Annotated in this window: 22 protein-coding genes and 6 pseudogenes; 18 read left to right on the plus strand and 10 right to left on the minus strand. The window is 54.5% G+C overall.

Features of this window, described 5'->3' with window-relative positions; genetic code table 11:
- Positions 1–200: 200 nt before the first annotated feature.
- The 8 genes from betI (at position 201) to N5J69_RS02580 (ending at position 7,163) form a co-directional block, all read left to right on the plus strand.
- On the plus strand, positions 201–794 hold the full coding sequence (gene betI, locus N5J69_RS02545) for a transcriptional regulator BetI (RefSeq protein WP_279767873.1): 594 nt from the start codon (positions 201–203) through the stop codon (positions 792–794).
- A gap of 14 nt (positions 795–808) precedes the next feature.
- The gene (gene betB / locus N5J69_RS02550) at positions 809–2,281 is read left to right on the plus strand and encodes a betaine-aldehyde dehydrogenase (RefSeq protein WP_279767874.1); all 1,473 of its coding nucleotides are present in this window, start codon (positions 809–811) and stop codon (positions 2,279–2,281) included.
- A 23-nt stretch (positions 2,282–2,304) separates the two neighbouring features.
- Positions 2,305–3,987, plus strand: coding sequence for a choline dehydrogenase (gene betA, locus N5J69_RS02555; RefSeq protein ID WP_279767875.1), 1,683 nt, complete (start codon positions 2,305–2,307; stop codon positions 3,985–3,987).
- A 427-nt stretch (positions 3,988–4,414) separates the two neighbouring features.
- Positions 4,415–4,765, plus strand: coding sequence for a multidrug/spermidine efflux SMR transporter subunit MdtJ (gene mdtJ / locus N5J69_RS02560; protein ID WP_279767877.1), 351 nt, complete (start codon positions 4,415–4,417; stop codon positions 4,763–4,765).
- A complete protein-coding gene (gene mdtI / locus N5J69_RS02565) occupies positions 4,752–5,093 on the plus strand; it encodes a multidrug/spermidine efflux SMR transporter subunit MdtI (protein ID WP_279767878.1) in 342 nt (113 codons plus the stop codon). Before mdtJ ends, mdtI begins: the two co-directional genes overlap by 14 nt.
- Positions 5,094–5,281: 188 nt before the next feature.
- Complete coding sequence (locus N5J69_RS02570) at positions 5,282–6,424, plus strand: acyltransferase (RefSeq protein ID WP_279767879.1); 1,143 nt, start codon at positions 5,282–5,284, stop codon at positions 6,422–6,424.
- A 177-nt stretch (positions 6,425–6,601) separates the two neighbouring features.
- Entirely contained in the window at positions 6,602–6,862 is a 261-nt protein-coding gene (locus N5J69_RS02575) for a hypothetical protein (RefSeq protein WP_279767880.1), read from the plus strand.
- A gap of 115 nt (positions 6,863–6,977) precedes the next feature.
- Complete coding sequence (locus N5J69_RS02580; RefSeq protein WP_279767882.1) at positions 6,978–7,163, plus strand: hypothetical protein; 186 nt, start codon at positions 6,978–6,980, stop codon at positions 7,161–7,163.
- Between the two features lie 93 nt (positions 7,164–7,256).
- Here N5J69_RS02580 and N5J69_RS02585 read toward each other — a convergent pair whose 3' ends face one another.
- Positions 7,257–7,394: a hypothetical protein gene (locus tag N5J69_RS02585; protein WP_167493426.1), complete on the minus strand. Its 138-nt coding sequence runs from the start codon at positions 7,392–7,394 to the stop codon at positions 7,257–7,259.
- Between the two features lie 214 nt (positions 7,395–7,608).
- The gene (gene adhP, locus N5J69_RS02590; protein ID WP_279767885.1) at positions 7,609–8,631 is read right to left on the minus strand and encodes an alcohol dehydrogenase AdhP; all 1,023 of its coding nucleotides are present in this window, start codon (positions 8,629–8,631) and stop codon (positions 7,609–7,611) included.
- 293 nt (positions 8,632–8,924) lie between these two features.
- On the opposite strand from adhP, the pseudogene N5J69_RS02595 reads away from it, so the two are divergent.
- A pseudogene (locus N5J69_RS02595) lies at positions 8,925–9,174 on the plus strand (phage tail protein); the annotation flags it as partial.
- Positions 9,171–9,620, plus strand: coding sequence for a phage virion morphogenesis protein (locus N5J69_RS02600; protein WP_279767887.1), 450 nt, complete (start codon positions 9,171–9,173; stop codon positions 9,618–9,620). The pseudogene N5J69_RS02595 and the gene N5J69_RS02600, both read left to right, overlap by 4 nt.
- 27 nt (positions 9,621–9,647) lie before the next feature.
- Here N5J69_RS02600 and N5J69_RS02605 read toward each other — a convergent pair whose 3' ends face one another.
- Complete coding sequence (locus N5J69_RS02605; protein ID WP_279767888.1) at positions 9,648–10,262, minus strand: hypothetical protein; 615 nt, start codon at positions 10,260–10,262, stop codon at positions 9,648–9,650.
- Between the two features lie 121 nt (positions 10,263–10,383).
- Between N5J69_RS02605 and N5J69_RS02610 the strand changes: the two are divergent.
- The 5 genes and pseudogenes from N5J69_RS02610 to N5J69_RS02630 form a co-directional block, all read left to right on the plus strand.
- A pseudogene (locus tag N5J69_RS02610) lies at positions 10,384–10,533 on the plus strand (phage baseplate assembly protein V); the annotation flags it as partial.
- Between the two features lie 4 nt (positions 10,534–10,537).
- Positions 10,538–11,391, plus strand: a pseudogene (locus N5J69_RS02615) (baseplate J/gp47 family protein).
- A 52-nt stretch (positions 11,392–11,443) separates the two neighbouring features.
- Positions 11,444–11,992 (plus strand): annotated as a pseudogene (locus N5J69_RS02620) (phage tail protein I).
- Positions 11,989–13,039 (plus strand): annotated as a pseudogene (locus N5J69_RS02625) (phage tail protein). Before N5J69_RS02620 ends, N5J69_RS02625 begins: the two co-directional pseudogenes overlap by 4 nt.
- The gene (locus tag N5J69_RS02630; RefSeq protein ID WP_279767890.1) at positions 13,039–13,629 is read left to right on the plus strand and encodes a tail fiber assembly protein; all 591 of its coding nucleotides are present in this window, start codon (positions 13,039–13,041) and stop codon (positions 13,627–13,629) included. Before N5J69_RS02625 ends, N5J69_RS02630 begins: the two are co-directional and overlap by 1 nt.
- A gap of 53 nt (positions 13,630–13,682) precedes the next feature.
- On the opposite strand, the gene N5J69_RS02635 is transcribed toward N5J69_RS02630, so the two are convergent.
- On the minus strand, positions 13,683–14,123 hold the full coding sequence (locus N5J69_RS02635) for a hypothetical protein (RefSeq protein WP_279767892.1): 441 nt from the start codon (positions 14,121–14,123) through the stop codon (positions 13,683–13,685).
- A gap of 17 nt (positions 14,124–14,140) precedes the next feature.
- Positions 14,141–14,815: a hypothetical protein gene (locus N5J69_RS02640; protein WP_279767893.1), complete on the minus strand. Its 675-nt coding sequence runs from the start codon at positions 14,813–14,815 to the stop codon at positions 14,141–14,143.
- Between the two features lie 163 nt (positions 14,816–14,978).
- Here N5J69_RS02640 and N5J69_RS02645 point away from each other — a divergent pair.
- Positions 14,979–15,275: pseudogene (locus tag N5J69_RS02645) on the plus strand (phage tail protein); the annotation flags it as partial.
- 459 nt (positions 15,276–15,734) lie between these two features.
- On the opposite strand, the gene N5J69_RS02650 reads toward N5J69_RS02645, so the two are convergent.
- From N5J69_RS02650 to copC, 3 genes are read right to left on the minus strand one after another with little or no spacing between them, the layout of a single operon-like run.
- Positions 15,735–16,082: a YebY family protein gene (locus tag N5J69_RS02650; protein ID WP_279767894.1), complete on the minus strand. Its 348-nt coding sequence runs from the start codon at positions 16,080–16,082 to the stop codon at positions 15,735–15,737.
- Positions 16,083–16,110: 28 nt separating this feature from the next.
- Positions 16,111–16,986, minus strand: a complete 876-nt coding sequence (gene copD / locus N5J69_RS02655) for a copper homeostasis membrane protein CopD (protein WP_279767895.1) — start codon at positions 16,984–16,986, stop codon at positions 16,111–16,113.
- A 4-nt stretch (positions 16,987–16,990) separates the two neighbouring features.
- Positions 16,991–17,368, minus strand: a complete 378-nt coding sequence (gene copC / locus N5J69_RS02660; RefSeq protein WP_279767896.1) for a copper homeostasis periplasmic binding protein CopC — start codon at positions 17,366–17,368, stop codon at positions 16,991–16,993.
- Between the two features lie 150 nt (positions 17,369–17,518).
- Between copC and N5J69_RS02665 the strand changes: the two genes are divergently transcribed.
- Together N5J69_RS02665 and exoX are read left to right on the plus strand one after the other, a co-directional pair.
- Complete coding sequence (locus N5J69_RS02665) at positions 17,519–17,752, plus strand: DNA polymerase III subunit theta (protein WP_279767897.1); 234 nt, start codon at positions 17,519–17,521, stop codon at positions 17,750–17,752.
- On the plus strand, positions 17,752–18,420 hold the full coding sequence (gene exoX, locus N5J69_RS02670; protein ID WP_279768099.1) for an exodeoxyribonuclease X: 669 nt from the start codon (positions 17,752–17,754) through the stop codon (positions 18,418–18,420). The genes N5J69_RS02665 and exoX overlap by 1 nt, the downstream gene beginning before the upstream one ends.
- Here exoX and N5J69_RS02675 read toward each other — a convergent pair.
- Together N5J69_RS02675 and N5J69_RS02680 are read right to left on the minus strand one after the other, a co-directional pair.
- The gene (locus N5J69_RS02675) at positions 18,414–20,477 is read right to left on the minus strand and encodes a prolyl oligopeptidase family serine peptidase (RefSeq protein ID WP_279767898.1); all 2,064 of its coding nucleotides are present in this window, start codon (positions 20,475–20,477) and stop codon (positions 18,414–18,416) included. The two genes, exoX and N5J69_RS02675, sit on opposite strands and share 7 nt — an antisense overlap.
- A 126-nt stretch (positions 20,478–20,603) precedes the next feature.
- Positions 20,604–21,260, minus strand: coding sequence for a DUF533 domain-containing protein (locus N5J69_RS02680; protein ID WP_279767899.1), 657 nt, complete (start codon positions 21,258–21,260; stop codon positions 20,604–20,606).
- Between the last annotated feature and the right edge of the window lie 9 nt (positions 21,261–21,269).

The raw sequence follows: 21,269 nt of genomic DNA on the forward strand, positions 1-21,269 counted from the left end.
ACGGTTACAGCCCGTGCGGCTCTGTTTCTTTCTATCACTTCCTGTTAATCGCTATGACAATCCAGCCTATTTTAGCACTCATTGCCGTTTCGCTTACGCTACATTTAAAAAACAGCATCCTAACAAATTTTCTTTTTATATTGAACGTGCAATCAAAAAAAGTTTAAATAGGGGCTCGATTTGAGGGTGGAGCCGGAGCTATGCCAAAGGTAGGGATGCAGCCGATACGACGTCGGCAACTGATTGATGCGACCCTGAGCACGATTAATGAAATGGGAATTAATGATGCAACGATTGCCCAGATCGCCCGACGGGCGGGGGTATCAACCGGCATCATCAGCCACTACTTCAGGGACAAGAACGGCCTGCTGGAAGCCACGATGCGTGATGTGACGCGTCAACTGCGTGAGGCGGTACTGTCGCGGTTACAACCGCTGGCCAGTGCCCCGGCAGAACAGCGGCTGCGTGCCATCGTTGAAGGGAATTTCGACGAAACTCAGGTACACACGGCCGTGATGAAAGCCTGGCTCGACTTCTGGTCGAGCAGCATGCATCAGCCCCAGCTTAATCGCCTTGAGCGGGTCAGCAGTCGGCGGCTCTACTCAACACTGGTGGTCGAATTCCGGCGTGAACTGCCGCTGGACAAGGCACGACTGGCCGCACACGGTCTGGCTGCCCTGATAGATGGTCTGTGGCTGCGCGCCGCACTGAGCGGTAAGCCATTTACTCCGGCTATCGCCCTCACACTGACCACCCAATTCATCCGTCAGCAACTGGCTGGCGAGCACGAATAACGGAAGGAGAAAACATGTCCCGATTCACCGAGCAGAAACTCTACATCGATGGCGCTTATGTTGCCGCAGCGTCTGGCGAAACGTTCCAGACGATTAACCCGGTCAACGGCGACGTACTGGCAGAGGTTCATGCCGCCGGCCAGGAAGATGTCAATCGCGCCGTTGCTGCCGCCAGAAAAGGCCAGAAAGTCTGGGCCGCGATGACCGCGATGGAGCGTTCACGCATCCTGCGCCGCGCGGTTGATATTCTTCGCCAGCGTAATGATGAGCTGGCAGAGCTGGAGATGCTTGATACCGGTAAGCCGTACAGCGAAACCTCAGCGGTCGATATTGTCACCGGCGCGGACGTGCTGGAGTATTACGCCGGTCTGGTTCCTGCGCTGGAAGGTCAGCAGATCCCACTGCGTGAAACCTCATTTGTTTACACCCGCCGCGAACCGCTGGGCGTGGTGGCCGGTATCGGTGCCTGGAACTATCCGATTCAGATCGCCCTGTGGAAATCCGCGCCAGCACTGGCGGCGGGCAATGCGATGATTTTCAAGCCGAGTGAGATGACCCCGCTCACCGCGCTGAAGCTGGCAGAAATCTACACCGAAGCGGGCCTGCCAGATGGCGTGTTCAACGTGCTGCCGGGCATGGGTTCGGTCACCGGTCAGTTGCTCACTGAGCATCCTGGCATCGACAAAGTCTCCTTCACCGGCGGCGTGGTCAGCGGCAAAAAAGTGATGGCCAATGCAGCGGGTTCAACGCTGAAAGAGGTCACCATGGAACTGGGCGGTAAATCACCGCTGATCATCTTTGATGATGCCGATCTCGATCTGGCTGCTGACATCGCCATGATGGCGAACTTCTACAGCTCCGGTCAGGTCTGCACCAACGGCACCCGCGTCTTTATTCCCGCAAAACTGCAGAGCGCTTTCGAGGCGAAAATCAGCGAACGCGTCGCCCGCATTCAGGCAGGCGACCTGCGTGACCCGGCCACCAATTTTGGTCCGCTGGTCAGCTTCAGCCATCGCGACAACGTCATGCGTTACATCGAGTCCGGCATTGCTGAAGGCGCACGCGTGCTGTGCGGCGGCAAACGCCTGACCGGTGGCGATTTCGACCAGGGTGCCTGGGTTGCACCGACCGTCTTCACCGACTGCCGTGATGAGATGAAGATTGTCCGTGAAGAGATCTTCGGGCCGGTGATGTCGATCCTGAGCTACGAAACCGAAGACGAAGTGATCCGCCGCGCCAACGACACCGAATTTGGTCTGGCCGCCGGGCTGGTGACGCAGGACCTGAATAAAGCACACCGTGTTATTCATCGAATCGAAGCAGGTATCTGCTGGATCAACACCTGGGGCGAATCCGCCGCTGAAATGCCGGTGGGTGGCTATAAGCACTCCGGCATTGGCCGCGAGAATGGCCTGATGACCCTGCAGAGCTACACCCAGGTGAAGTCAGTGCAGGTTGAGCTGACGCGTTTTCAGTCAGTCTTTTAATCACTTAACCTGAGGAACGATGAATGGAATTTGATTACATTATTATTGGAGCCGGATCCGCAGGAAACGTTCTGGCAACCCGTCTGACCGAAGAGAGCAACGTGAGCGTCCTGTTGCTGGAAGCGGGCGGCCCGGACTACCGTTTTGATTTTCGCACTCAGATGCCTGCGGCCCTCGCCTTCCCGTTACAGGGAAAACGCTATAACTGGGCGTATGAAACCGAGCCAGAGCCTTACATGAATAACCGCCGCATGGAGTGTGGTCGCGGCAAAGGCCTGGGCGGTTCATCACTGATTAACGGCATGTGTTACATCCGCGGCAACGCGATGGATCTGGACAACTGGGCCCGTGAGCCAGGGCTGGAAAACTGGAGCTATCTGGACTGCCTGCCCTATTACCGTAAAGCGGAAACCCGTGATATCGGCCCGAATGACTTCCACGGCGGCGATGGCCCGGTGTGCGTCGCAACGCCTAAAGCGGGCAATAACGTGCTGTTTGAAGCGATGATTGAGGCGGGCGTGCAGGCGGGTTATCCGCGCACCGACGACCTGAATGGCTATCAGCAGGAAGGTTTTGGTCCGATGGACCGCACCGTAACGCCACAGGGTCGCCGTTCCAGCACCGCGCGTGGTTATCTGGATAGGGCCAAAGGCCGTTCCAACCTGAAAATCGTCACGCATGCCACCACCGATCGCATCCTCTTTGATGGCAAGCGTGCAGTCGGCGTAGAGTATCTGCAGGGCGACAGCAACACCCTCAATAAAGTCACTGCTCGCCGCGAAGTGCTGCTGTGCGCGGGCGCGATCGCTTCACCGCAGATCCTGCAGCGTTCTGGCGTCGGTTCGCCTGAGCTGCTTAAGCAGTTCGACATTCCACTGGTTCACGACCTGCCGGGTGTGGGTGAAAACCTGCAGGACCATCTGGAAATGTATCTTCAGTATGAGTGTAAAGAGCCGGTCTCTATCTATCCGGCCCTGAAGTGGTGGAACCAGCCGAAAATCGGTGCAGAGTGGATGTTTAACGGCACCGGCATCGGTGCCAGCAACCAGTTCGAAGCGGGCGGCTTTATCCGCAGCCGCGAAGAGTTCAGCTGGCCGAACATTCAGTATCACTTCCTGCCGGTCGCGATTAACTACAACGGTTCCAACGCCGTCGATGCCCACGGTTTCCAGTGCCACGTCGGCTCAATGCGCTCACCAAGCCGCGGCCATGTTCGCCTGAAGTCACGCGATCCGCGTCGTCATCCGGCCATTCTGTTTAACTACATGTCACATGAGCAGGACTGGCATGAGTTCCGCGATGCTATCCGCATCACGCGCCAGATCATCAACCAGCCAGCGCTGGACAAATACCGTGGCCGTGAAATCAGTCCGGGCCTGGATTGCCAGACCGATGAGCAGCTGGATGAATTCGTCCGTAACCACGGCGAAACGGCCTATCACCCGTGTGGCACCTGTAAGATGGGTAACGATCCCATGTCTGTGGTGGATGGTGAAGGTCGCGTACATGGGCTGGAAGGGTTACGCGTCGTGGATGCGTCGATTATGCCGCTGATTATCACCGGGAACCTTAACGCCACCACCATCATGATTGGTGAGAAAATTGCCGATAAGATCCGAGGCCGCGATCCGCTGCCACGCAGCACTGCCTCTTATTATGTCGCGGGTGATGCCCCGGTTCGCACGGTGCCGCAGCGCGCCGAATAACCTGTGACACTGTCACGCAATAATCGCCGGGCACGCTGTTGCCCGGCTTTTTTTTCAGGCTTATTTCCGGCGGCAAGCTTAGACAGATCCTTTCTCATAAACGCTCATTTCAAAACCATCAAACCTTAACCAGAATCAAACAAAGCAGCATCTGCTGTTGATTTGGTAATATGCAGAATGCTATAAATCTGGCGTTTAGTTAACCGGAGGCACTATCCGTCCACTGATGAGAAGCAACAATGTGGATGCGTTGTAAATTTTATGAGCAGACTGTTCATGTCACACCTTAACCCCGCTTTCCTTTCTGGCTGGAACATCGCCGATCAGCACTGGCGTAACGCCCTGTAGTCGCCTCACCACATCGACACTTTTCTGAGTCTGCCCCTACTGTGGCAGGTCGTCATTTATCGTTGCTGGAGAGCCCCCCATGTGCGCATGGATTTTATTGTCACTCGCTATTCTTACTGAAATTATTGGTACCCTTTTTATGAAGTGGTCCAGCCACAACGGCAGCCATTCAGGCTACCTGATAATGCTGGGCATGATTGCCTGTTCCTATATTCTGCTGAGTTTCGCCATCAAACGTATCGCCCTGGGCGTAGCGTATGCCCTGTGGGAAGGTATCGGCATCATGCTGATTACGTTATTCAGCGTGCAGCTGTTTGGTGAAGCGCTGTCAGTGCTGAAAATCTGCGGGCTGGTCACGCTGATCGTCGGGATTGTGTTGATTAAAACCGGCACCCAATCATCAGCAGGGGTTAATCATGGCCATCGCTGATTTTGTTCATGTTGCCTGGCTGGCGCTGGCTATCGTGCTGGAGATAGCCGCCAACATATTCATTAAATATTCTGATGGGTTTAAGAAGCCGCTGCACGGTCTGCTTTCACTCAGCTGTGTGCTGCTTGCGTTCAGCGCACTGGCACAGGCGGTTAAAGGTATCGAACTGTCGATTGCCTATGCGGTCTGGGGCGGCTTTGGGATTATCGCCACGGTCGCGGCCGGATGGGTGTTGTTTGGTCAGCGGCTGAACCGCAAAGGCTGGGCGGGCCTGACGCTGCTGATGGCCGGGATGATCCTGTTAAAGCTGGCCTCATCGCGCCTGTAAAACAGAAATCATGGTTAAGTGTGTGCCATTGCACGCCCTTAACTTTCCGTGCTTTCGCGTCTGCTTTCGGTTGATTTACATCTTTTTTCTGTGCTCGGAATTCTCTTACTTTTGTAAAGGCCCGTTTACATATCTCTTGCCTTGAGGCTTAGTGAGCGCCAAAAGCCGGATAAAAACGAGGAAGAGGTATGTCTGCAACACGAGGATGGTCAACGGAGCTGGAAGGATTACGCGGCATTGCGTCTCTCTGGGTGCTGGTTGGTCATATCAGCTTACTGGTTCATTGCCACATCACGCTGATTTCATCACCGGGTATCGGGGTGGATCTGTTTATTCTGCTATCGGGCTACCTGATGGCGAAAAACTATATTGAGCGCCAGCAGAAAGAGCCGTGGCAGAGCGTGGAGACGATCAAGACGTTCTGGATCCGCCGCTTCTTTCGTATCGCCCCACTCTACTATCTGCTATTAATTATCGCCCTGATTTATGGTCCGTGGTTTGGCGAGATGCGTGACACCATTGCTCACTTCTATTCCGGCACCGCTACGGCGTCTTCACGTTACAGCGATCAGTCGCTGGCAAACATCCTGACTCACTTCAGCTTCCTGTTCGGCATGCTGCCCGAATATGGGTTCAACACCGTGCTGCCTGACTGGAGCATCGGGCTGGAGATGCAGTTCTATCTGCTGTTCCCGTTCATCATGCTGGTCACGCTGCGCTTTGGTTATGCCGCTTCGCTGATTGGCATCATGGGGCTCTGCTGCGCCGGTCGCTATGTGCTGCCGGAGTATTATGAGGCCTTTGAGATGCCGTCGATGATCCTGATTAAGCTGAACATGTTCCTGGCGGGCATGCTGCTGGCTGAAGCGGTTCGCCGTAAATCCTTGCTCTATATTGCCTTTGCGCTGCTCGGCCCGGTCTTCAGCGTGGCGATTGGAATGGGCGTGATTAAGCTGCAGGTGATTATGGAGGCGCTGATGATCGTGGGTATGGCCGCGATTCTGTGGCAATACCCGCAGGGCAGCCTGATGGCTCAGCTGATTACCCTGCCGCGTAAGCTGCTGAACAACCGACTCAGCACCTGGCTGGGTGACGTATCGTTCTCGGTTTACCTGCTGCACCTGCTGATTGTGATCCCGCTGATCGCCCTGCTGCTGACTCACACCGACATTGCGTTTAAGAGCGACATGACACGCTTTCTGATCGTCTGCGTCTCTGCCATCCCGGTGACCTATGCGCTGGCCTCTTTACTTTATAAGTATGTTGAGAAGCCCGGCATTCGGATGGGTAAACGCGTGCTGAAGCCAAAGCTGGCCAGTCAGACCAGCTAAGTTTTCAGGCAGTCCATTCAGTTCTTAAAAGCCCCTGACGGGGCTTTTTTATTGCATGAACAAACCAATTAGCGGTGATAACAAGCCTGCACAGGCAATGATTACGCAACGTCGTCAGCACACCCGCTGAGGTGAACTACACTTTCCCGGTTAGCAATCTGACGCAAAGGAGAGACCATGAGCATTCAGCATCTGCTGCTATCCAGTGACGGTAGTACAGTGATCATTGAAGCAGAACAGCTTGAAAGTGAGCTGGTTATTCCGCCCCATCTGCAGACCCTGACCGGCGGTGAAGCTGACAGCGAAACCGGTCATCGTGTGGCGGTAACAAAGCACTATTGTAAGGGACGCTATTACGCGGTTGCCCTGGATCGCCATGCGGCCAGCAATGAAATTGATGACGTGATTGACCTGCTGCATCCTGCCCCGCTTGATTAGTCTTTGTGCGTCACGCTGCATCACGGGTATCTTCCGCTGATGAGCCTGAGTAAGAGCCGCGTATTCATGCATTGCCGCCAGACGGCATCACCCGTTTCAGAACAGGAGAAGTATCATGGAAAAGAAAAAGTGGTTTGTTTCCTATGTGATCAAGTCAAAAGGTGAACATCATGTCACGACACACGCCTTTATTGAGGGCGACGATGTGGAGGAAGCGCTTGAAGCCTTTATGTTCGAAACCAAAAAAAGCCTGTCGCTGGAAACTGAAGAGCTGACGCTGCTATCGGTAAGTCTGGTGTAACCTCAGATCAACCTCGCAATGGCGGGGTTTTTATCCCCTGCGTCGGGGGAGTTTTATTTATAATATTTATAATTTCCCTGGTGCCGCACTCAGTTACTTAGTGGGATAAGGCCAGGCGTGATCCATGCCCGTTGATGACATCAGACCGGTCACAGCCAGATAAGCCAGTATCAGAACAAACAGAACAATTGCAGCAATTTCAATGGATTTGAGTAAGTGATGCTTCGCCATAAATAACCCTCCTTCAGTTGTGTGTAATCAGGACTTCACCTCATAAACTATAATGTTACCGGTAAAGCGCAAGTGAAAATCACACAATGAAACATAAAGCCGGGCTTATTAATATTTACCGTGAATGTGTTTTCAGTCGTTCAAAGTTCGGGAATAAAACTGACAGGCATAAAAAAGCCCGCACGCTGCGGGCCTGGTGACAGTCAGATACGCGCTAATCCGCTGACTGACCGATGAAATCGATCACCATCCTGCCGCGAATTTTACCGTGAATCATTTCATCGAAGATGGCATTCACCTCACCTATCTTTCTTTTGGTCACTTTCGGCACGACCTTGCCTTCTGCCGCAAACTGGAAAGCTTCCGCCAGATCGTTTCGCGTTCCGACCAGCGATCCCACAACCTGAATACCGTCGAGTACCAGACGCGGGATATTCAGGCTCATCGCTTCCGGCGGCAGTCCGACCGCCACAACGCGACCGCCTGCTCTGACCGCATCCACCGCCGAGTTAAAGGCCGCTTTGGCAACTGCTGTGACCACAGCCGCATGTGCCCCGCCGATTTTTTCCTGAATAAAGCGTGCCGCATCTTCGGTAGCCGAGTTGACGACCAGGTCGGCGCCCATCTCTTTCGCCAGCGCCAGCTGCCCGTCACTCACATCAACGGCGATGACTTTGGCGTTGAAGACATTTTTCGCATATTGCAGGGCAAGATTGCCCAGCCCGCCAAGGCCATAAATCGCCAGCCACTGACCGGGTTTCACCTCCGACACTTTCACCGCTTTGTACGTGGTGACGCCGGCGCAGGTGACGCTACTGGCGGCGTAAGGATCAAGCCCGTCAGGGACTTTCACCGAATAATCTGCAACGACAATGCACTCTTCAGCCATGCCGCCATCGACGGTATAACCGGCGTTGATCACATCTCTGCAGAGCGTTTCGTTACCGGAGTTGCAATATTCACAGTGCCCGCAGCCCTTGAAGAACCAGGCGACACTGGCACGATCGCCCGGCTTGAGCGAGGTGACATCCGGTGCAACTTCCTCAACGATGCCGATCCCTTCGTGGCCCAGCGTGACGCCCGTTTTATCGCCGAAGTCACCGTTCTTCACATGCAAATCGGTATGGCATACACCACAGCATTCCATCCTGAGCCGTGCTTCGCCGGTTTTGAGAGGACGCAGCGTCTTCTCGACGACTTCAACCTGATGTTCACTATTAGCAATTGCCGCTTTCATAAACGTTACTCCTTTTGATTGAATGGTAAGAATAAGCCAAACGGAAGTGATGACAAGCTGACAGGTAAGCTTTGGGTGCTTGCTGCGAGAGTTGTTGTGACTTTTGCGAGTGGGGTCGGTTTTTGTGGTGAAGGTGTGGGAATGCCATTGTCCGAGGGCGGCCCCTGTGATGGCCACGTTCTGCATCACGCAGCCGGATACTGAAGCACCTGATAACGCTAAAATCACACAAGGAATAACTTCTTTTGAAAACAGACAGGCGCCTGATTGAATATCACCGGGGAGCAAGTCAGCGCACGAATGAACCCGACCTTGGCAACCGAAGAAAAGCGCCGGACGGGCTTTACCTTTCAGGCAGATGTTATCAGCGACACGGCCAGCGATATCAGCATTGAGCTGCAGCTGAGCGAGCGGGTGATCGTGCAAAAGGCCGACGACGGGCTGCACGTGACCCACGTCGGCGAAAACCCGCTGCCGGAGAATGACATGCGGCCAGTGCAGCTTTATGTTCACGGCGAGCTGGTCAGCGAGTGGCAAGTATGAGCGAGCTTCAGCTTGTAAATGACCGTCTGGAGGCGCTTATCAGCAGCCTGTCAGCCCCGGCGCGTAAAGAAATGGCGCGCAGCATTGGCCGCAAGCTGCGCGCGAGTCAGCAGCAGAACATCAAGCGCCAGCAGGCTCCAGACGGCACGCCGTTTAAGCCCCGCAAAGCGCAGCCGGTGCGCAGTAAAAAGGGCCGGATAAAGCGCGAGATGTTTGCAAAGCTGCGCACGGCTAAATACCGGAAGACGCAGGCCAGCCCGGATGCGGCTGTGATCGGGTTTGCGGGTAACGTGCAGCGCATGGCCCGCGTGCATCATTACGGGCTGCGCGACCGGCCGTCATGTAAAGGGAAGGAGGTGCAATATGATGCCCGCCCTCTGCTGGGGCTTGATCGAAGTGATATAAATCTCATCGAAGATGAGTTTATAAGAATACTTGTTAATTAATGAGAGGCGCTGGTCGCCTCCTTTATTTTAACCTCTAAGCTTCTGCTTTATATAAATGGTCATTTCATCCAGTTTAGATTCAAACTCAGATTTGAACTTATCGTCATTGCCGCTCGAAAAAACAACTCGTCTGACATTTCGATGCTCATCTTTCAAATGTTCCTTATCTCGACGGTCAACATCAGGATTTAAGAATTCCAAATAATCCTGTAGGGCAATCAATAAGTCATGTTCTTTTTTAGCTATTTCTTTCCATAGCTTGCTGATTTCGTTACCCCACAAAGCTTCGGCTTCGATGAGATTGGCATAGATTTCCGCCCTAACCTCAGCAATCCTCTTCCACCTTGCTTCATATGCTTTATGGGTTCCGTAAAACCTGACCTGCTTTTCATCCATTTTTGCTAATTCTTCTTCTGCAGGCTGTTGTAACTCACTCCCGCTCATAAAAGGGTGGCGAATTGAATTAATTATGTCTCGATATTTAAATAAATTAATCAACAGGTTTTTTGATAAATTGTAGTTTGCTTGCCCGCTAATTTGCCTTTTCCATGTACTCAAACCTTTCATTGCAACAATGGCGCCGGTGATGGCTGTTAGTGTAAGCACTATGTCTTTTATTACACTAAAAAATGTCCCAATCATTTCTACCTCTTTTGATAATCAAGCGATGTGCTAATTTACTGAAAATTCTAGCCACTTTTTGTTGGTAAATGAGCAAACAAGTTAAGTAGTACGTTCTGCTTCACTTGTTCAAAATTATGCCATGAACGAACAAATTGCAGAAATTCAGCGCCTGCTGCGCAACCTGATCCGCATCGGAACCGTGTCGGCCGTCAATCTTGACGGCGGGCTGTGTTGTGTCGATACAGGAAAAAATACAACCGGCTGGCTGCGCTGGCTGAACGCCCGCGCCTGACGTGGTGGAGGGGCTGGACTATGAAACTCTGCTGGCCGAGCGAAAGGCGACGCTGATTTCCCTTTACCCCACTGGCCAGCAGGAGGCCGTCGCCCGCACGCTGACGTTTGAATCAGAACCCATCGTCAAGCTGCTGCAGGAAAACGCCTATCGCGAGCTGATCCTGCGCCAGGGCATCAACGAGGCGGCAAAGGCCGTCATGGTTGCCTATGCACTGGACGGCGACCTTGACCAGCTCGGCGCTAACAATGGTGTACCCCGGCCGACGATACGACCATCCCACCGACCGCCGCCGTGATGGAAAGTAACGACGATTTCCGGCTGCGTATCGCCTCGGCCTTTGAGGGGCTGAGCGTGGCGGGGCCGACAGGCGCGTATGAATACCATGCCAGAAGCGCCGACGGCCGCGTAGCTGATGCATCAGCCATCAGCCCGTCGCCTTCAGTGGTTACGGTGACAGTGCTCGCGCGTGAGGGCAACGGCTTGGCCGGTGATGATTTGCTGGCCGTGGTTAACGCTGCGCTCAATGACGAAGACGTGCGCCCGGTTGCCGACCGGGTGAGCGTGCAGTCAGCGAAGATTGTGAATTACGAAATCGTGGCCGAGCTGTACCTCTATCCGGGGCCGGAAGCGGAGCCAGTCCGCTCCGCCTCTGGGGCAAAGCTCGCCGCCTGCATTACCGCGGAGAAGCGCCTCGGCCGTGACATTAGCCTGTCTGCGCTGTATGCCGCCATGCACGTTGAGGGCGTGCAGCGCGTCAGCCTGATTAAGCCTGCTGCTGATGTGGTACTCGACAAAACGCAGGCCGCTTACTGCACGCGCTACACGCTGACCGTGGGAGGCTCGGATGAGTGATCGCCTGATGCCGACCGGGTCGTCAGCGCTTGAGATTGCCGCCGCTTAGGCGCTGGCAAGCCCCGGCGCGATGAGCGTGTCGCTGCGCCAGTTATGGAATCCCTACACCTGCCCGGTGCAACTGTTGCCTTATCTCGCGTGGGCGTGGTCGGTTGACCGCTGGGATTAGGCCTGGCCGGAATCAACAAAGCGCGCCGTGGTTGCCGCCTCGCAGTACGTGCACCGGCACAAGGGCACGATAGGTGCAATCCGCCGCGTCGTTGAGCCGCTGGGCTATCTCATCAAAATAATCGAGTGGTGGAAAACTAATGAGACACCAGGCACGTTCCGGCTTGATGTATGCGTACTCGATACCGGCATTACTGAGGAAATGTATAACGAGCTGGAGCGCCTTATAACCGATGCGAAGCCATGCAGCCGTCACCTTATCGGCCTGTCCATTAATCTCGATGCTAACGGCACGCTGCCGGTCGCCGTTGCCAGCTACAGCGGCGACGAGCTGACTGTTTATCCCTATACCCCTGAACTTATCAGCGTCGGCGGGCCGGGTTATTCCGGCGTGGCGGTGCATCTTATTGACCTGACGGAAGTGAGCGCATGACGACAAAATATTTTGCCCTGCTGACCAATCAGGGCGCGGCTAAGCTGGCGAACGCCGCCGCACTCGGCACAAAAGTGAGTATCACCTCAATGGGTGTCGGCGATGGTGGCGGCACGCTGCCGACGCCTGACGCGGCGCAGACAAAGCTCATCGGCGAGAAGCGCCGCGCGCAGCTTAATTCTCTGACTGTTAACGCGGCAAACAGCAGCCAGATTATCGCGGAGCAGATTATCCCCGAAAACGAGGGCGGATTCTGGATCCGCGAGATTGGCCTGTATGACTCCGACGGCGTGCTAATTGCCGTTGCTAACTGCCCGGAAACTTACAAGCCCCAGCTGGCAGAAGGCAGCGGCCGCACGCAGACCGTGCGCATGATTTTAATCGTGAACAGCACAACCGCCGTGACGCTGAAAATTGATCCATCTGTCGTGCTGGCAACACGCAAGTACGTTGATGCTGCGGTTATCGAGGTGAAAGCCTACGCTGATAGCGTAATGAAAAGTCATACCGGTGCTAAAAACCCACACAGCCAGTACCTGCAAATCGCAAGCGCCCTGACAGAAATTAAAGACGCCGGGCTGGTTGCCGACGTTCTCAAAAACCTCGGTTTAGGCGAAGGCCCTGCTGTGCCAGTAGGTGTGCCATTACCTTACGCATCATCTGTATTGCCTGCGGGATGGCTGAAATGTAATGGCGCATCATTCAGCGCCGCTGACCTATCCGCTTCTTGCAAAAGTATATCCATTGCTGGAACTGCCTGATTTGCGCGGCGAGTTTATCCGTGGCTGGGACGAAGGACGCGGAGTGGATAGCGGGCGAGCACTATTAAGTACCCAGGCTGACGCTTTTGCCAGCCATCACCACTATATCCGTACCACTTCATCTGCCACTTCATCGACTGATGACGGCGATCCGGCGCGCGGTCAGATTCAGGGATCGGTAAACACAGCGGGCAGTGCCGGTGCCGGGAAATCTGTTGGCATGACCGGGGGAAGTGAAACCCGCCCGCGCAACGTGGCGTTTAACTACATCGTGAGGGCTGCATAATGGCTAAGGTGACACTTGATAAAAACGGGCTGGCAAAAGCCGACGGCACGCTGACGGTTTACGGCTATGACGCGCTGACCGGGGAGTTTACCGGCGCGGTGCAGAAATTTCTTCCGCAGGGTGTCGGCCTTCCCGCCTGCGCCTGCCTGAGCGCACCGCCTGCCGCGCAGTCGGGCATGGTGGCCGTGTATCAGGACGGCAGCTGGCTGAGCGTGCAGGACCATCGCGGCGAAACGGTTTACCCGGTTTCCGGCGGCGCGCCGGTGAAGATTACTGCGATAGGCGACTATCCCGCAGACACCACAACGCAGGCTCCGGCAACCACGTTCGATAAGTGGGACGGTGATAAGTGGGTAACCGACAGCGATGCGCAGCAGCAGTCACTGCTTGATGCAGCGGCCAGCGAAAAGTCGGCGCGCGTGAGTGAGGCCAATGGCATCACTCAGGCATGGCAGATGCAGTTGCTGCTCGGCATTATCACCGATGCAGATAAAGCGATGCTGACGTCATGGATGAAATACATTCAGGCGGTGCAGGCCGCAGATATCACAAATGCGCCAGATATCAGCTGGTCGAAAACGCCTGAATAGAAAATTCGTTTTACGCCCGTAGCTTTCTATTAAAATTTTCAATGGCAGAATGTTTAATTCTGCCATTGAATCATTTCATCAAGGCGATTCAGAATGTCGGGGAAATAGCTTTCATCAAGGCCAAAGCTGCCTTTAACCTGGACGCTGTCGGCATGTGGTTCCGGGCGAATATCAAACTCTACTATTACCCCATCTTTACCAGTCACTTTCCTGATAACCATGTTGAGCTGACCACGCTCGCTGCGAAAAATAAAAGGTTTTAATTCGCGCTGTGCGATAATTGCCTGATAATTCGCTGCAAACTCATCCTTTAAAATGTTCAGCTCGCCTACAGTAAATTCAGTTTGAAACTGTACTTTCACGCCGCTTACGGAGAATTCTATCCATGACTGGATCCAATCCCATAAATGCCCTATGGGATCTGCTTCATTATCGGGTATCCTTTCAAAAGGAGAAATAACAAAGGTGAAATCCTCATTGCGAAAATCAAACATAAAAGCCTTCCTGTCAGTTAATCCATATATTTGAAATGCGATATCGTCCAGTCTGATTCACGCACCACAACTTCGAGGGTGTATTCTTTGTATTCATACTCTAATGTTTGCTTATTAAAGCGTAACTTGAACATTCTGGTCTCATATCTGAACATGCCCTCACCTTTACGGGGGTCAGCCATTCTCTTGCCATAGCGAATGGCCCGCTCCTGAATTTGCAGAGGGACATAGCGACCCGGTTCATACATGTGTTTTGCAGCAGCCTCAGTCATTTTAAGGTTACGTGCATGCAGCCCGACTTTAAGTCTGCTGCGCAGAAAGGATATTGTAGACTGACTGAGCTTCGCATTAATAGCAGCACGCGCCCCTGATTCAAACAGCACCCGTCCTGTACGAACGATACGAAAAATACCCAGGCCAAACAGGGCAATATCCGTGGGATCAATCAGTGGTGTTTCAAGCGGCGCTTCTTCCAGCCTGACAAAATGTCCCTGCACATCATAAATCTGCCATAAGCCCGGAGCCTGTGCCACCGTGTAACCGATACACATACCGCTGGTTTCATCTGTTATGGGCTTCGCATTTCGGGGCAAATGGCCGGGGCGAATCTCAAAAAAAACGCCCTGAGGCAATCTTGATTCAAATGTGTAGTAACGTCCGGGATCCTGTCTTGCGGCTGTTTCTGAACTCATTCTCAATCCCTCGTTTATGACACTGACTGTTTTATAGTGCCACAGGAAGATAAAACGATCATTACCCGTCAGTTGCCCGTTCATCTGTCAGCAAACTGCAACCGCATGCATGGCCCCGCCTGACCTGACACCCTGAGCACACCCTCAAAACGGAGTGCATCAGATGTCTGATTATCATCATGGTGTCCGCGTCGTCGAAGTCAACGACGGCACGCGCACCAATACAACCGTATCAACCGAAATCGCCGGCATGGTCTGCACCGCGCAGGATGCGGACGCGGCAACCTTCCCGCTTAATACGCCGGTACTTATTACCAATGTGCAGGCAGCTGTCGGCAAAGCAGATAAAAAAGGCACGCTCGCCGCCGCGCTGCAGGCCATTGCCGATCAGTCAAAACCCGTGACCGTCGTTGTGCGCGTCGCTGAAGGAGCCGACGAAGCCGAAACCACGTCCAATATATTCCGACATCAGGGTGACGATACGTTATGCACACTTCGCGCCCGACCATCTTGAGGATGCAATTCGCTGGCATTGATGGCGAAGAAAAATGGCGGCAAAGTGGCGGCAAAGTGGCGGCAAAGTGGCGGCAAAGTGGCGGCACAGAGTCCAGCAGAGTAGTACAGAAGGCAACCGGATAGGGTTTAACTGATTGATTTTAAGATAAGTTATTGCTTTCAAATGCCAACTAAAAAAAGACCGAATACGATTCCTATATTCGGTCCAGGGAAATGGCTCTCAGAGAGCCGTGCGCTAAAAGTTGGCATTTATGAAGGCGGTGTCGCCTTGCATCTTAAGATTAGAACAGTGCAGAGGAATTGCCAGCAAACGCGGGGCTCAGGGCCATAAACCGGACCAGTTTGTGATCGCAACGGCAAAAAAGCAGGAACCGGGCGCAGCGGGAAGCTGCACCCGGGCGGTTTATTTACCGCACAGCGCCTGAGTGCGCTCAACAATCGGCTGCAGGCTCATCATCTGGCCCGGATGTGCTTTATCTTCGCTCTGGATCACGCTGATCGGCTGCGCTTTCACCTGTTTGTTTTTAAACAGCTGGTCGGCGATGTCGTTCAGCGGGTATTGCATCAGCGTGCTCGGGTTAATGGCAAACATCGCCCCATCCTTCTCGCAGGTCAGCATCACCTCTTCACGGTTAAACGGCCACTTATCTTTACCGATCTCAAAGCGGCTGACGGTAATGATTTGTGCCGCCAGCGCCTGGCCGCATACGGATAACAACAGGATTGCGGGGATCACTTTCTTCAGCAACATAACTACCCTTTTCTCTCTTACATCACATTCAGGCTGGCGACAGCGTAGCAAATACGCTGACCAGCCCAACCACGCCACACGCCAGCAGCAGTTCAAGCTGTGTCATGCGAATAAATTTTTGCTGTGTCCCGCTGCCCGCCAGGCGGAATCGCGGCACCAGCCAGTATCGATTGATCAGCGCCACCAGCACCATCAGGGCAACCAGCAGCACTTTGCACAGCAACAATATAATGTAGCGTGAATCGTGCCACGTCAGTGGCCAGCCCGCGATCATCACGCTGTTTATTACGCCGCTCAGCAGCGTTAACGCGACCGCCAGATGACCATAGCGCGAAAACCGCATCATGGTGCGGATAGCATCGGTACGGCGATCGATCTGACGCGCTTCACGCATCAAAAACAGCAGCGGCAGTAATCCACCTGCCCAGAACGCCGCCGCAATCAAATGTATTGCCTGGTTGATCTGCTGAAGCAGGCCGGGCCAGCCATCGCGCATCGCGGCGTGACCAATCAGGGCCATGCAGCCCAGTTGCAGCACGCCAGCCAGCAGTAACGCCTGCTGACGCAGCTGCCCGGTCAGCCACAACGCGGCAATAGCCCCTGCGCTAAACACGATTTCCCACTGCCACACCGCACCAAAATGCGTGCCCAGCACCGCCAGCCAGATATCAGCATCGGCCAGATTTGTGCTGTCGCCGCTCATCAACACATTCTGGCAGGCAAGCATTGCCAAAGCACTCAGCAGCGCCAGCCAGGCGCTCCCCTTCACCAGCGGGTTTAATCGTCGCGCCAGCAGGGGGCGATAACGTCTGGGTGCCAGCAGCGCACTGTAACAGGCGCTGCCGGTCAGCAACATCACGGCGGCGAAATGAAGTGCGCGCAGCAGGAACCAGAGGCTGGTCACAGGATTACTTCACGCTAAAGCGATAGCGTCCTGCGGTTTTATGTCCATCCACAGACAGTACATGCCAGTTAACCTCGTAACGCCCCGCTTTTAGCGGCTGAGCCAGGCCGACAATCAGACGGTTTTTCTGGTCAGACTCAACGCGGGGTTTCGCAGTCGTGACAGGCTTACGGGCGCTATCCAGCAGTGTCACGCCGCTGAAGGCCGCCTCAATATCTTCACTGAAGTTCAGCGTCAGCGTATCGGGGGATGTCGTGACCTGCGCCTTGGCTGCAGGCAGGGAAGACTCAAGATGTGCATGGGCTACCGCCAGCGAGCTGAATGCCATCAGACCGGCTGTCGCCAGTGCAATAACCACGCGGGAAAGCTGTTTTTTCTGCATAAGATCATCCTTTTAACCGCCGCCAGGGCGATAAACGTGGCAAAAGGATACGCTGCTGTATTTGCACTGTCGAGGCCAGCGATGCGATCCTTATCCTTGATTCAGACCGCCGAAAACATTACTTTTGCCCGCTATCGTCAGGAGAAAATTATGAGCCATAACCTTGCCCAGCTGTCCGCAGAAGAAAAAGACAAGATCAATGTCGATTTAGCGGCAGCGGGCGTGGCGTTCAAAGAGCGCTATAACATGCCGGTCGTCGCTGAGATGGTGGCGCAGGAGCAGCCGGAAGCGCTGCGAGACTGGTTTCGTCAGCGTCTGATGCAATACCGCCAGGCGTCACTCAGCCTGTCTCGCCTTCCTTATGAACCGAAGATGAAGCAATGATGTTCCGCGTGATTGATACCGAAACCTGCGGGCTGCAGGGTGGCGTAGTTGAAGTTGCATCCGTGGATGTGATCGACGGTAAAATTGTTAATCCGATGAGTGACCTCATCCTGCCCGACCGCCCTATCAGCCGTCAGGCGATGGCGGTGCATCGCATCACCGAAGCGATGGTCATCGGTAAACCGACCATTGAAGAGGCGATTCCGCGCTATTACGGCAGTGCTTTTTACGTGGCGCACAACGCCAGCTTTGATCGCCGGATGCTGCCGGAGATGTACGGTGAATGGATCTGCACCATGCAGCTGGCGCGTCAGCTCTGGCCGGGCATTAAATATGGCAATCAGGCACTGCGCCATTCGCTTAAGCTGGATGTGACGCCACCTGCGGATCTGCATGCGCACCGTGCGCTCTATGACTGCTATGTCACAGCAGCGCTGCTGATCCGTATTATGGAGACCTCCGGCTGGGGTGCCTCCGACATGATTGTACGTTCCCAACCGGCGGCCCAGCGCGACGACATTCTGCCGTTCGGCAAATACCGTGGCCAGGCGATTGCAGTGATTGCGAAGAAAGATCCCGGCTACCTGAAGTGGGTGCTGAAGAATGTCAGCGATCTGCGCCCGCCATTGCGGCAGGCGCTGAATAAATACCTGTCAGGGTCTCAGTAATCCTGCGCTGGCGGCAGGGTTCCCTGCGCCAGTCCGATCAGGAAGGTATACTCCATCGCGATGCCCTCGTAGGCTTTGTAGCGCCCTGACTTGCCGCCGTGACCGGAATCCATATCAGTGCAGAGCAGCAGCAGGTTGTTATCGGTTTTCATCGATCTGAGCTTCGCCACCCACTTGGCCGGTTCCCAGTATTGCACCTGCGAATCGTGCAGGCCGGTGGTAACCAGCAGGTGGGGATAGGCTTTCGCCTCGATGTTGTCATAGGGGCTGTACTGCCGGATATAGCGGTAATATTCGGGATCATTGGGATTGCCCCACTCGTCATACTCGCCCGTGGTGAGCGGAATCGACTCATCCAGCATCGTGGTCACGACATCCACAAACGGTACCTGAGCCACCACGCCGTGAAATCGCTGAGGAGCAAGATTAATGACCCCGCCCATGAGCAGGCCGCCTGCACTGCCGCCCATCGCATAGAGCCGTTCCGGGTGGCCAATGCCGCGCGCCACCAGCGCCTCTGTCACTTCAATAAAATCGGTGAGGCTGTTCATTTTGTTGAGCAGTCGGCCGCCGTCATACCATTGCTGACCCAACTCCCCCCCGCCGCGCACCTGTATCAGCGCATAAACAAAGCCACGATCCAGCAGACTAAGGCGGCTGACGCTGAAATCGGCATCCATGCTGCTGCCATAAGCGCCGTAGCCATAAACCAGCATCGGGTTCTGACCGGGCTGATAGTGTGCGCGGTGATAGACCAGTGATACCGGCACTTCGGTCCCATCGCTGGCTTTGATCCAGTGATGTTCGCTTTTGTAATCTTCGGCGTTAAACCCTTTCACCGCACTCTGCTTCAGGATACGCCGTTCACCGGTATCCATATCCAGTTCAAACAGCGTGGTCGGCGTCGTCATCGACGAATAGCCGTAGCGCAGTTTGCTGGTGCGCGGCGATGGATTATAGGCGAGCCAGGTCACATAGGTCGGGTCATCGAAGGCGATGCCGCTGGTTTCGCCGCTGGCCCAGTTAATCTGACGCAGGCTGGTTAAGCCGCGCTGACGCTCTTCAACGACCAGCCAGTCGCGGAACAGCTGGAAATCTTCCATCACCACCTGTTCCCGGGCCGGGATCAGCGTCTCCCAGCGTGACTCATCCAGATAGCGCGTGCGGTAGAGTCCGAAGTTTTTACCTTCCCGATTGGAGCGAATGAAAAACTGATGATCGTAATGGTCAATGCTGTATTCATGATCGCGACGGCGCGGCAGAAAGACATGCGGCTGCGCGTCAGGGAAATTCGCATCAATCAGCTGAATTTCGCTGGTGTTGGTGCTGTAAAGCGCAATCATGATGAACTGTTTGGAGGTCGTCTTATGCACGCTGAGATGATAGGTGTCATCCTGCTCTTCGTAGACCAGCTGATCATCAGACTGCGGCGTGCCCAGCTCGTGTCGCCACACCTGATAAGAGAGCAGCGTCTGCGGGTGTTTCCGCACATAGTAGACAGTGCGGGAGTCGTTGCCCCAGGCGAAGCTGGATGAGGCATTACTCAGCACTTCAGGATACCAGCTGCCACTCTCCAGGTTGCGGAATCGGATGCCATACTGGCGTCGCGACAGGAAATCTTCGGCCAGCGCCATCACCCTGTTATCCGGGCTGATATGCAGCGCGCCCATCGTGTAGAAATCGCTGTGTGACGCACGCTGGTTGGCATCCAGCAGCAGACTCCACTCCTCTGACTCCTCACTGGAGGCAGGCTGACGGTAATAAGCCGGATATTCATTACCGCTCTGGAAGCGGCTCTGATAGCGGTAGCCGTTTTTCACATAGGGTACGGAGTGATCTTCCGGCGGCAGCCGATCGATAATCTCTTTTAATACCCGGTCCTGCAGCGCCTGCTGCGTTGACATGATTTTTTTGCCGTAATTGTTTTCGGCACGCAGGTAATCAAGAACGTCGCTGTTTTCGCGTTTGTCGTCGCGCAGCCAGTAATAGTCGTCAACGCGCGTCTCGCTGTGCAGCGTCATCTCATGGGGAATTCTTTTTGCGATGGGTGCTTTCATCCATCCGTCTCCGTGAACGTAATGATCTGTAAGCGTAACACTTCAGCAGCCGGAAGCCAGGTATGACGAGAGAAGAGGCCGCTGACAGGTGACATGCTGTGACCTGTCAGCGAAGTACTTAACGGATTAACTGGCGGGCAGACGGGCTTTTTCAGTCTCCAGATCCTGCCGGATGCCGTCGCGGACATCCTGCGGAATTTTCAGCGCGTCGCCCAGCGCAGAAAGATAGCTGCGTTCCATGAAGTGATCGACATCGATAGCGGCACAGCTCAGGAAATAGAGCTCCAGCGCCTCTTCTTCATTTTTCACATCGGCGGCCAGCCACTGCGGATCCAGCGGGCGATTCATCGCTTTCTGAATCAGCTGCTCAGCATCCTGACCGTAACCGGACTGATGAATATTCTGCTCAATGGCTGCCCGTTCCTGGTCGTCGATGTGCCCGTCGCTTTTGGCGGCAAACACCAGCGCTGTCACCAGACGTTCGGCGCGCATGTCGATGGGCGTCTGCGCCACGCCAAAGTCAGGTTCATTCTGATGCGCTTCACTGACCCGCTGCTTATATTTGTTCCACAGCACCGCACCTGCGGCCGCACCGCCGCCAATAATCAGCGCTTTGCCGCCATATTTTGTCAGCAGTTTGCGCGACGACTTACTGGAGACAAGCATTGCGGCCAGGCCGCCCAGCGCACCGGGAGCCAGCATGTCACTCAGACCACCGCCCGATTTGCCTTCACCGCCCTTCTTTGCCAGCACCGACTGAATCTGTTGCAACCAGTTATTCATCATTCACTC

The organism is Pantoea sp. GD03673, from assembly GCF_029844725.1.
Lineage (GTDB): Bacteria > Pseudomonadota > Gammaproteobacteria > Enterobacterales > Enterobacteriaceae > Pantoea.